The sequence below is a fragment of the Pseudomonas sp. Bout1 genome, assembly GCF_034314165.1.
GTDB lineage: Bacteria > Pseudomonadota > Gammaproteobacteria > Pseudomonadales > Pseudomonadaceae > Aquipseudomonas.
Genome location: NZ_JAVIWK010000001.1, coordinates 691,233 through 702,627, shown reverse-complemented (window position 1 = coordinate 702,627; position 11,395 = coordinate 691,233). Strand labels below are relative to the sequence as shown.

At 62.1% G+C, this 11,395-nt stretch carries 9 protein-coding genes; 8 read left to right on the top strand and 1 reads right to left on the bottom strand.

The window, feature by feature from the left end:
* Positions 1 to 120: 120 nt before the first annotated feature.
* From prmA to RGV33_RS03020, 8 genes are all read left to right on the top strand, one after another.
* Positions 121 to 999 (top strand): 50S ribosomal protein L11 methyltransferase, encoded by an 879-nt coding sequence (prmA, locus tag RGV33_RS03055; RefSeq protein WP_322143056.1) that lies wholly within the window; start codon positions 121 to 123, stop codon positions 997 to 999.
* A gap of 30 nt (positions 1,000 to 1,029) precedes the next feature.
* Positions 1,030 to 2,274 carry a DUF3426 domain-containing protein gene (locus RGV33_RS03050; RefSeq protein ID WP_322143055.1) on the top strand — a complete coding sequence of 415 codons (1,245 nt, stop codon included), beginning with the start codon at positions 1,030 to 1,032 and terminating at the stop codon, positions 2,272 to 2,274.
* Positions 2,275 to 2,459: 185 nt separating this feature from the next.
* Positions 2,460 to 3,473 carry a tRNA dihydrouridine synthase DusB gene (gene dusB / locus RGV33_RS03045; RefSeq protein WP_010174025.1) on the top strand — a complete coding sequence of 338 codons (1,014 nt, stop codon included), beginning with the start codon at positions 2,460 to 2,462 and terminating at the stop codon, positions 3,471 to 3,473.
* A complete protein-coding gene (gene fis / locus RGV33_RS03040; RefSeq protein ID WP_003186237.1) occupies positions 3,470 to 3,790 on the top strand; it encodes a DNA-binding transcriptional regulator Fis in 321 nt (106 codons plus the stop codon). Before dusB ends, fis begins: the two co-directional genes overlap by 4 nt.
* A gap of 81 nt (positions 3,791 to 3,871) precedes the next feature.
* Positions 3,872 to 5,479, top strand: coding sequence for a bifunctional phosphoribosylaminoimidazolecarboxamide formyltransferase/IMP cyclohydrolase (purH, locus tag RGV33_RS03035; protein WP_322143054.1), 1,608 nt, complete (start codon positions 3,872 to 3,874; stop codon positions 5,477 to 5,479).
* A gap of 167 nt (positions 5,480 to 5,646) precedes the next feature.
* A complete protein-coding gene (gene purD, locus RGV33_RS03030; RefSeq protein ID WP_322143053.1) occupies positions 5,647 to 6,939 on the top strand; it encodes a phosphoribosylamine--glycine ligase in 1,293 nt (430 codons plus the stop codon).
* A 102-nt stretch (positions 6,940 to 7,041) separates the two neighbouring features.
* A complete protein-coding gene (locus tag RGV33_RS03025) occupies positions 7,042 to 9,816 on the top strand; it encodes a hybrid sensor histidine kinase/response regulator (RefSeq protein WP_322143052.1) in 2,775 nt (924 codons plus the stop codon).
* 163 nt (positions 9,817 to 9,979) lie between these two features.
* Positions 9,980 to 10,576, top strand: coding sequence for a MarC family protein (locus tag RGV33_RS03020; RefSeq protein WP_003217330.1), 597 nt, complete (start codon positions 9,980 to 9,982; stop codon positions 10,574 to 10,576).
* Between the two features lies 1 nt (position 10,577).
* Here the strand turns inward: RGV33_RS03020 and RGV33_RS03015 are convergent, their stop codons facing one another.
* Positions 10,578 to 11,369 (bottom strand): hypothetical protein, encoded by a 792-nt coding sequence (locus RGV33_RS03015; protein ID WP_322143051.1) that lies wholly within the window; start codon positions 11,367 to 11,369, stop codon positions 10,578 to 10,580.
* Between the last annotated feature and the right edge of the window lie 26 nt (positions 11,370 to 11,395).

Below are 11,395 nucleotides of genomic sequence, written 5' to 3'. Positions count from 1 at the left end.
GCTCCCACATTTAGCCTGCGTTCAGTCAGTGGTGTCGTCTTCTGCCCGCCGCTCGCGTAAACTTGCGCGCTTTCGCAGCCCCACCCCGCTGCACACTCATTTTTTTCAAAGGTGCCCGCCATGCCTTGGCTGCAAGTCCGTCTCGCCATCAGCCCAGAACAAGCCGAAACCTACGAAGACGCGTTCCTCGAAGTGGGCGCCGTGTCGGTGACCTTCATGGACGCCGAAGACCAGCCGATCTTCGAACCCGAGCTGAACACCACCCCGCTGTGGTCCCACACCCACTTGCTGGCCTTGTTCGAAGACGGCACCGATGCCGCTAGCGTCCTGGCCCATATGGAACTGCTCACCGGCGGCCCGCTGCCGGAGCACCACAGCGAAATCATCGAAGACCAGGACTGGGAACGCAGTTGGATGGACAACTTCCAGCCGATGCGTTTTGGCCAGCGCCTGTGGATCGTGCCGAGCTGGCACGCCGCCCCCGAGCCTGACGCCGTGAACCTGCTGCTGGACCCGGGCCTGGCGTTCGGCACCGGCACCCACCCCACCACCGCCCTGTGCCTGGAATGGCTCGACGGCCAGGACCTGCAAGACTGCAACGTGCTGGACTTCGGCTGCGGCTCGGGGATTCTGGCAATCGCCGCCCTGCTGCTGGGCGCCAAGGAAGCGGTCGGTACCGATATCGACGTGCAAGCCCTGGAAGCCTCCCGCGATAACGCCGGGCGCAATAACATCGCTGAAGAGAAATTCCCGCTGTACCTGCCGGAGCAATTGCCCCAAGTGCAAGCCGACGTGCTGGTGGCCAATATCCTCGCCGGGCCACTGGTTTCACTGGCGCCGCAGCTGTCGAGCCTGGTCAAACCGGGCGGGCGCCTGGCGCTGTCGGGCATCCTCGCCGAACAGGGCGAAGACGTTGCCGCCGCCTACGCCCAGGATTTTGAGCTGGATCCGATCGCCAACCGCGATGGCTGGGTACGCATCAGTGGTCGTCGGCGCTAGAATGAGCGCCTGCATGAATCGGATGGCCGCATGACCGACAGTTTCGTCACCCAGTGCCCACACTGCCAAGCACGCTTTCGCGTCAGCCACGCTCAATTGAGCGTGGCCCGTGGCGTGGTGCGCTGCGGCTCATGCCTGCAAGTGTTCAACGCCGCGCGCCAACTGCTGGAGCAACGCGCCAGTGCGCCCGCGCCCCAGCCACCGGCAGCGGTAGAACCGCCACCCGAGGCGCCACGGGCCATCAGCCAAAAGCAATGGACCGCCGAAGAGCTGGACCTGGACAATTTGGACCTGGACGAAGAACTGGCCAAGCTGGAACGTCGCGAGATCCAGCACACACAGCCCGTGGGTGCAGACCGTCGCCAACACGGCGCCGACCGCCGGCAAAAAGAAGACGCCCTCAGCGCCAGCCGTGACACGGCCAAGGCCGAGGAAGAGCAATGGGCCGCCAGCCTGTTCAGTGAGCCGCGCGATGAACGGGCGCAAGCCCCGCAACCACCCGACGGCGAACCGCAACCCGCCAAGGCAGCACCCGGCAAACCCAAGCGCACCGAGCCCTCGATGTCGTTTGAAGCCGTTGAGCCGGACGACGAGCCGCCGCTGCACGCAAGCACCGCCGATGACGAACTCGACCCACCGGTAACCGCCGAAACAGTCGAGCCCGAACCCGAACAACCCGAACGCCCGCAGCCCAAACGCAAGCGCCCTCGCACCGAGGCCAGCGCCCACGACGACATGCTGCAAGACCTGGAAGACGACCCGCTGCACCTGTATTCCCAGAAGCGCTCCTCCGGCTGGGGTCGCCGCCTGTTGTGGGGCCTGCTGGTGCTGCTGGCCGCCGCCGGCCTGGCGGGACAATACATCGCCTACCAATTCGATGACCTGGCACGCCAGGACGCCTACCGTCCGTGGTTCCAGGAACTGTGCCCAAAACTGGGCTGCACCGTGCCATCACGCGTCGATATCGCCCACATCAAGAGCAGCAACCTGGTGGTGCGCAGCCACCCGGAGTTTGCCGGCGCCCTGGTGGTGGACGCGATCATCTATAACCGCGCGACATTCTCCCAACCGTTCCCGCTGCTGGAGCTACGCTTTGCCGACATGAACGGGAGCATGATCGCCAGTCGTCGCTTCAAGCCCGCCGAGTACCTCAGCGGCGAGTTGGCAGGCCAGACCGAGATGCCCTCGCAGACGCCGATCCACATTGCCCTGGACATCCTCGACCCGGGCAACAAAGCGGTGAATTACAGCCTGAGCTTCCACTCTCCCGAGTGAAACGGTTCACCGGCCGGGGTTTGACGGCAGATTATTGACTGCGCCGCCCTGGATCAAACCGGCGGCGATAAGAAAATAACTGTTCAGATTTTATCCAATTCAGCCTTTATCCAGTCATCGAGAGCGGGTATCATGCCAACCCTTTTTCGAACTCTAATGATCCGGCCCCACAACAGGGAAGTCCTATGTCGGCGGTACGCATCGGCCCATACACATTGCACAACGGCTTGATCCTCGCCCCGATGGCGGGCGTCACCGACCAGCCCTTTCGTCAGCTTTGCAAGCGTTTGGGCGCAGGGCTTGTAGTCTCGGAAATGGTCACCAGCGACATGAGCTTGTGGAACACCCGCAAATCGCGGATGCGCATGATCCACGAAGGTGATCCCGAGCCCCGCTCGGTACAGATCGCCGGCGGTGATGCGCAGATGCTGGCGGACGCGGCCCGGGCCAACGTGGAGTTGGGCGCGCAGATTATTGATATCAACATGGGGTGCCCGGCCAAGAAGGTCTGTAACAAGGCCGCAGGCTCTGCCCTGTTGAAGGATGAGCAGTTGGTGAGCGAGATCCTGCATGCCGTTGTCGCTGCAGTGGATGTGCCGGTCACCCTGAAGATCCGCACCGGCTGGGACCGGGACAACAAAAATGGCCTGACGGTGGCGAAGATCGCCGAGCAGGCGGGCATTACAGCGCTGGCGGTGCATGGCCGCACCCGCGCCGACCTTTACACCGGTGAAGCCGAGTACGACACCATTGCCGCGATCAAGCAGGCGGTGTCGATTCCCGTCTTTGCCAACGGCGACATCGATTCAGCCGAGAAAGCCCGGCGCGTGCTGCACGCGACCGGCGCCGATGGCCTGTTGATTGGCCGGGCTGCCCAGGGGCGGCCGTGGATTTTCCGTGAGATCGAGCATTTTCTGCGTACCGGCGAAGTATTGCCGGCACCGGAGCTGATCGAGGTGGAACGTATTCTGCTAGAGCATCTGGCCGCCCTGCACGCCTTCTACGGAGACGTGATGGGAGTACGCATTGCTCGCAAGCATGTGGGCTGGTATCTCGCAACCTTGCCGGGCGCCAGGGAGTTTCGCGCCCACTTCAATCGTTTGGATGATACGGAAGCACAGTGCGCCAACGTTCGTGAATTCTTTTGCGAGCGTTACAAGAGCCTGGTGACAGGGGACGGAGAAGGGGTGGCCGCATGACGATGATGACCGAGACTTTAGTGAGTGGAACAACACCCGTGAGCGACAACGTCAATTTGAAACAGCACCTCAACACGCCGAGCGAAGAAGGCCAGACCCTTCGCGGGAGTGTCGAGAAGGCGCTGCACAATTATTTCGCCCACCTTGAGGGCGCTGCCGTCACGGACGTGTACAACCTGGTGCTCTCCGAAGTCGAAGCGCCGTTGCTCGAAAGCGTGATGAACTACGTCAAGGGCAACCAGACCAAGGCCAGTGAGCTGCTGGGCCTTAACCGTGGCACGCTGCGCAAGAAACTCAAGCAGTACGATTTGCTGTAAGCATTCAATCAAACCAGAAAGGCGCCCGCGTAAAAACGGACGCCTTTTTTGCTGACTCCTTTGCTTTTGATGGAAATTGAAATGACCGACCAGACTACCCGCCTGCCGATCCGCCGCGCCTTGATCAGTGTCTCAGACAAGACCGGGATCCTCGAATTTGCCCGGGAGCTGGAAGCCCTGGGCGTGGAGATTCTTTCCACCGGCGGGACCTTCAAACTGCTGCAGGACAACGGCGTGGCCGCAGTGGAAGTGGCGGACTACACCGGTTTCGCAGAAATGATGGACGGTCGGGTCAAGACCCTGCACCCGAAAATCCACGGCGGGATCCTCGGTCGTCGCGGTATCGACGACGCCATCATGACCGAACACGGCATCAAGCCGATCGACCTGGCGGCCGTTAACCTGTACCCGTTCCAAGCCACCATCGACAAGCCAGGCTGCGACCTGCCGACCGCCATCGAAAACATCGACATCGGCGGCCCGACCATGGTTCGCTCGGCAGCCAAGAACCACAAAGACGTGGCCATCGTGGTGAACGCCAGCGACTACGCCAACGTCCTGGAGAGCCTGAAAGCCGGCGGCCTGACCTACGCCCAGCGCTTCGACCTGATGCTCAAGGCCTTCGAACACACCGCCGCCTACGACGGCATGATCGCCAACTACATGGGCACCGTGAACCAGGCGGCTGAAACCCTCAGCACAGAAGGCCGCAGCCAGTTCCCGCGCACCTTCAACAGCCAGTTCATCAAGGCCCAGGAAATGCGCTACGGCGAGAACCCGCACCAGAGCGCGGCGTTCTACGTTGAAGCCAAACCGGCCGAAGTCGGGATCGCCACCGCGACCCAACTGCAAGGCAAAGAGCTGTCCTACAACAACGTGGCCGACACCGACGCCGCGCTGGAATGTGTGAAGAGCTTCGTCAAGCCAGCCTGCGTGATCGTCAAGCACGCCAACCCGTGCGGCGTGGCCGTGAGCCCCGACGCCGAAGGCGGTATCCGCCAGGCGTACGAACTGGCCTACGCCACCGACACCGAGTCGGCCTTCGGCGGCATCATCGCGTTCAACCGTGAACTGGACGCCGAGACCGCCAAGGCAATCGTCGAGCGTCAGTTCGTTGAAGTGATCATTGCCCCGTCCGTCAGCGAAGAGGCCCGCGCCATCGTCGCAGCCAAGGCCAATGTGCGCCTGCTGGCCTGCGGCGAATGGTCGGCTGACCGTGCCGCAGCCTGGGACTACAAGCGCGTCAACGGCGGCTTGCTGGTACAGAGCCGCGACATCGGCATGATCGGCAGCGAAGACCTGAAGGTGGTGACCAAGCGCGCCCCGACCGAACAGGAAATCAACGACCTGATCTTCGCCTGGAAAGTCGCCAAGTACGTTAAATCCAACGCCATTGTCTACGCCAAGAACCGCCAGACCATCGGTGTCGGCGCCGGCCAGATGAGCCGTGTGAACTCGGCACGTATCGCTGCGATTAAGGCCGAGCACGCCGGCCTGCAGGTGCAGGGTTCGGTGATGGCATCGGATGCATTCTTCCCGTTCCGTGATGGCCTGGACAACGCCGCGAAAGCCGGTGTGACCGCCGTGATCCAACCGGGCGGCTCGATGCGTGATGCAGAAGTGATTGCAGCGGCGGATGAAGCCGGCATCGCCATGGTCTTCACTGGCATGCGTCACTTCCGCCACTGATCCAATTGACTGGTGGGCACCAGCTCCTGTGGGAGCTGGCTTGCCTGCGATAGCATCACCTCGGTGCACCTGATACACCGAGGCGCCAGCATCGCAGGCAAGCCAGCTCCCACAGAAAAGCCCCCCACTGTGGTCTTCAGAATTCAGCGTCATCCGAGGTTTTTGAAATGAATGTTTTGATCATTGGCAGCGGTGGCCGTGAACACGCCCTGGCCTGGAAAGTTGCCCAGGACCCGCGCGTCCAGAAAGTTTTCGTCGCACCCGGTAATGCCGGCACCGCCATTGAAGCCAAGTGCGAAAACGTCGCCATCGACGTATTGGCCCTTGAGCAGTTGGCAGATTTCGCAGAGAAAAACGTGTCCCTGACCATCGTCGGTCCGGAAGTACCCTTGGTTGCCGGCGTGGTGGACCTGTTCCGCAGCCGTAACCTGGACTGCTTCGGCCCAACCGCCGGCGCGGCCCAGCTGGAAGGTTCGAAAGCGTTCACCAAGGATTTCCTGGCGCGCCACAAGATCCCGACTGCCGACTACCAGAACTTCACCGAGATCGAGCCAGCCCTGGCTTACCTGCGCGAAGTCGGTGCACCGATCGTGATCAAGGCCGACGGCCTTGCCGCCGGTAAAGGCGTGATCGTGGCCATGACCCTGGCCGAAGCCGAAGACGCCGTGCGCGACATGCTCGCCGGCAACGCGTTTGGCGAAGCCGGTTCGCGCGTAGTAATCGAAGAGTTCCTCGACGGCGAAGAAGCCAGTTTCATCGTGATGGTCGACGGCAAGAACGTGTTGCCGATGGCCACCAGCCAGGACCACAAACGCGTCGGCGACGGCGACAGCGGCCCGAACACCGGCGGCATGGGTGCTTACTCTCCCGCCCCGGTAGTTACCGCGCAAGTGCACAAACGTGTGATGGACCTGGTGATCTGGCCAACCGTGCGCGGCATGGCGGATGAAGGCAATGTGTACACCGGTTTCCTGTACGCCGGCTTGATGATCGACAAGGCCGGCAACCCGAAAGTCATCGAGTTCAACTGCCGCTTCGGCGATCCGGAAACTCAACCGATCATGCTGCGCCTGCAATCGAGCCTGGTGCTGTTGGTGGAAGCAGCATTGGCCCAGGCCCTGGACAAGGTCGAAGCCCAGTGGGACCCACGCCCAAGCGTCGGCATCGTGCTGGCCGCCGGCGGCTACCCGGCCGACTACGCCAAGGGCGATGTGATTGAAGGTCTGGATGCGGCTGCTACGCTGGAAGGCAAGGTGTTCCATGCGGGCACCGCGCTCAAGGATGGCAAGGTGGTCACCGCCGGTGGTCGCGTGTTGTGCGCAACCGCCATGGGCAGCAGTGTAGATACCGCCCAGCAACAGGCTTACAGGCTGGCGGCGAAAATCGACTGGAAGGGCTGCTTCTACCGCACCGACATTGGCTACCGTGCCATTGCCCGCGAGCGTGGCGAGAGTCAGTAAACAGCTATCCGTTCGGTTAGGCAGGGGCCCTTGGCCCTTGCCCTACGCTTGTGGCCCCGCGCATAGTTATACCCATGCATCAACCTACGAAGGGATTTCGCCGTGCGCTGGCTCAGGATCGCCATAGGTTTCACTGTCAGTCTGCTGACCTTGCTCTGCTTGCTACCGGCCCAGGCCGCCGCACAAGGCAGTGGCTGGGCGGTATTGCTTGATGAACAGGCCGATCTGCAACTGAGCGATATCCGCTCGCCCCGCTACATCAATCAATTCAGCCCCATCGAACTCGACCGGATTACCGCCGCGCAACCGGACGGCGCGCTGTGGGTACGCTTCAGGCTGCAACCTGGCAAGCACGAGCAAGTGCTGCGGGTATTCGCCCCTGACCTGTCACACCTGAACCTGTACGTGCTCGACGGCGACACCCTGGTGGAGCAACAAGCCACCGGCACCCGCCAGCCCCAGGCCGAGCGCCCGCTGCCCAGCAGCGACTTCATGCTGCCGATGCCGCAAAGCCAGAAGCCGCTGGATGTGTACCTGCGCATGGTCTCGGAACACGAGCTGCGCCCGTACATCACCCTGGAGCCCGCGGTGCTGGCCGCGGCCAACCAGAACCAGACGCTGATCTACGGGCTGCTGTTCGGCTGCCTGGTGATGCTGATCCTGCACAACCTGACCCGCTACGCCTACCATCGCTCCCGCAGCAGCCTGTGGCTTGCCGCCTGCGAGCTACTGTTACTGCTCAGTTTGGCGCTATTGCTCAATGTGGTGGGGCCGTGGCTGCCGAACTGGCACGCGATACAAACCCCCGGCGCCTACCTCGCCCTGCTGCTGACGGCGCCGTGCGGGCTGATGTTTGCCTACCGCTTCTTTGCGCCCCTGGGCCCGCATCCGCTGAACAAACTGTTGATGGCCGACATCCTGCTGATCGTCCTGACCGGCCTGTTGCTGCTGTTCGTCAACACCCTGCCGCTGAACATCATCACCTACGCCCTGGTGGCGCTGGCCGGGTTGAGCATGCTGTTTGTCTCGGCCTATCATTGGCAAAAAGGGTATCGCCCGGCGCGGCTGTTCATGCTGGCGATGGTGATCTTCAACATCGGCACGCTGATTATCCTGCCGGCGTTGCTGGGCCTGACGTTGGTGGCGCCGCAAGGTTTGATCGTCACCCTGCTCGGTTTTATCTGCCTCAGCGGCCTGTTGATGAGCCTGGCCCTGGGCGAACGCCAGCGCGCCATCACCGAAGACAACTTCAGCCTCAGCCGTGACCTGGCGGCCAGCAATGCCGAAATCGCCGCCAAGGCCGAGTTCCTGGCCAAGATCAGCCACGAAATCCGCACGCCCATGAACGGCGTGCTGGGCATGACCGAATTGCTGTTGGGCACGCCGCTATCGGTCAAGCAGCGCGACTACGTGCAAACCATCCACAGCGCCGGCAATGAACTGCTCACCCTGATCAACGAGATTCTCGACATCTCCAAGCTCGAATCCGGGCAGATCGAGCTGGACGACGTGCAGTTCGACCTCAACGCGCTGATCGAAGACTGCCTGAGTATTTTCCGCGCCAAGGCCGAGCAGCAGAACGTCGAGCTGATCAGCTTTATCCAGCCACAAGTGCCACGGGTGATCAGCGGCGACCCGACACGCCTGCGCCAGGCGCTGTTGAGCCTGCTGGAAAACGCCCTGCAAAAAACCGATGAAGGCGAAGTGCTGATCGTCGTGGCGCTGGATGAGCGCAGCAGCAAACCGCGCCTGCGCATTGCCGTGCAAGACAGCGGCCTGCCGATGGAGGCCGCCGAGCGCGACGCGCTGTTGCACAGCGAATTGCACAGCAAGAACTTCCTGTCTGCCACCCGCTTGAGTGGCCATCTGGGCCTGGTAATCGCCCGCCAGTTGATCCTGTTGATGAACGGCGAGTTCGGCATCAAAAGTGGCAGCCAACAGGGCAGCACCCTGTGGCTGACCTTGCCGCTGGACCCGGAACGCCTGGAACACCCCACCTCCGACCTCGACGGCCCGCTCAAGGGCGCGCGCGTGCTGGTGGTGGACGACAACGACACCTGCCGCAAAGTGCTGGTGCAGCAATGCACTGCCTGGGGCCTGAACGTGAGTGCCGTGCCTTCGGGCAAGGAAGCGCTGGCGCTGCTGCGCACCAAGGCACACCTGCGGGACTACTTCGACGTGGTGCTGCTGGACCAGAACATGCCCGGCATGACCGGCATGCAACTGGCAGCGAAGATCAAGGAAGACCCGAGCCTGAACCACGACATATTGCTGATCATGCTCACCGGCATCAGCAATGCGCCGAGCAAGATCATCGCGCGCAACTGCGGGATCAAGCGCATCCTCGCCAAACCCGTGGCCGGCTACACCCTCAAGACCACCCTGGCCGACGAGCTGACTCAACGCAGCAAGGGCTCGGTGCAGCCTCGCCAGCCAGCGATCAGCGCACCGGCGCCCGTGACGGTGCCGAGTGATTTCCGGATTCTGGTGGCGGAAGACAACAGCATCTCCACCAAGGTGATTCGCGGCATGCTTGGCAAGCTCAACCTGCAGCCCGACACCGCCAGCAACGGCGAAGAAGCCTTGCAGGCGATGAAGGCCCAGCGTTACGACCTGGTGTTGATGGACTGTGAAATGCCGATCCTCGATGGCTTCTCTGCCACCCAGCAACTGCGGGCGTGGGAAGTCGGCAACCAGCGCATTCGTACGCCGATCGTGGCACTGACAGCGCACATTCTGTCGGAACATAAAGAGCGTGCACGCCAGGCCGGGATGGATGGGCATATGGCCAAGCCGGTGGAGCTGTCGCAGTTGCGCGAGCTGGTGGAGTATTGGGTGGCGCAGCGCCAACAGCGGCCAGAGCACGCACCTACCTGACCCGAAACAGGATCTCCCTGTGGGAGCTGGCTTGCCTGCGATGGCTGTGTATCAGTCACACACATGGGTGCCTGACACACCGCCATCGCAGGCAAGCCAGCTCCCACATTTGTTCCGTGGCGCCTGATAGACTCCCCACACGTCCCCGCCGCGAGCCGCGCCCATGCTCCATGTGCTATTCAGCGTTTATTTGAAGATGCTGGTGCTCTACAGCCCCTTCTTCGTGCTCTCCTGCTTTATCAGCCTGACCCGCGGCTACTCCAGCAAGGAACGTCGACGCCTGGCCTGGAAAGTGGCCCTCGCTACCCTGGTCTCGAGCGTGTTGCTCTACCTGTTCGGCCGGGTGATTTTCAGTGTGTTCGGCATCACCGTCGACGCCTTCCGCATCGGCGCCGGCAGTGTGCTGTTTATCTCGGCGCTGGGCATGGCCCAAGGCAAGTCGGCGGTGCAGACCGACAACGTGCAGCAGGACGTGACCATCGTGCCGCTGACCATTCCCCTGACCGTCGGCCCCGGCACCATCGGTGCACTGCTGGTGATGGGCGTCAGCCAGCCGCATTGGGACGACAAGATCACCGCCATCCTCAGCATTGCCCTGGCCAGCCTTACGGTGGGCGTGGTGCTGTACCTGTCCAACCGTATCGAACGTATCCTCGGCGACCAGGGCTTGCAGATTGTCAGCCGCTTGATGGGGTTGTTTGTGTGCGCCCTGGCCGCGCAAATCATCTTCACCGGGGTACGCGGCTACCTGGTGCCGTAGATCAAATCCTGTATTTGGCGATGGCCAGGCGGACCTTGTCCCCTGCGCTGTCACGCAGCAGTTGAATCGTGGCCTCGTTGACCACCGAGCTGTTCAGCACCAGGCACGTGCGGCCGCTGAAGGCTTCGATTGACGCACTGTCCCACTCCAGAAACGGCACGCCCAACTGCTTGCTGACGCCGTGGGAGCTGTAGGTCACCAGCACCATCGAGATCTCCCCCGCGGTTTCCGAGCAGGACGCCAGGCCGAAATCGCCGCCGTCACGCACGGTGGTATTTCGTTTGAATAACTCAAACGAGTCCGGGAGTTGCTTCAAGGCTTCAACCGCATCCCCCACCAACTTGGGCAGCGCACTGATCAACGGCCCCGACAGGAACGTCGAGGCCACGGTGGCCGCCACCAGGTTCAGGGCCGCCAACTGCACCGACAGCCCTTTGCGGGTGGTATACACCCGCTCGAAACTGCTCCGGACCGGCATCCAGCCCAGGCTGCTCATGACCTTGATGAATTCGTTGTACCAGGCCTCTGTTCCGCGGGCGATCCGCAACACGTCGCTGACGTAGCTGCTCGCCAGCAAATAGCTTTTGCGGGTGTATTCCTTGTTAAGGCTGGTCATGCCGTCCACGAACGACATGACGCTGTTGTTCACTACCGCCGCATTCAACTCATCATCCCCCTCAGGTGTCACCAACGGGCTCAACCCCGGTGATGGTTTGGACGCGCCTGGAAGCCGGTAAGCGGCAATCAGCTTCCTCCTTTTTGCGCTGTTGATTCGTCTGTCATTTCGCTCCATAGCCATTTCTCCATAACCCCCAACAT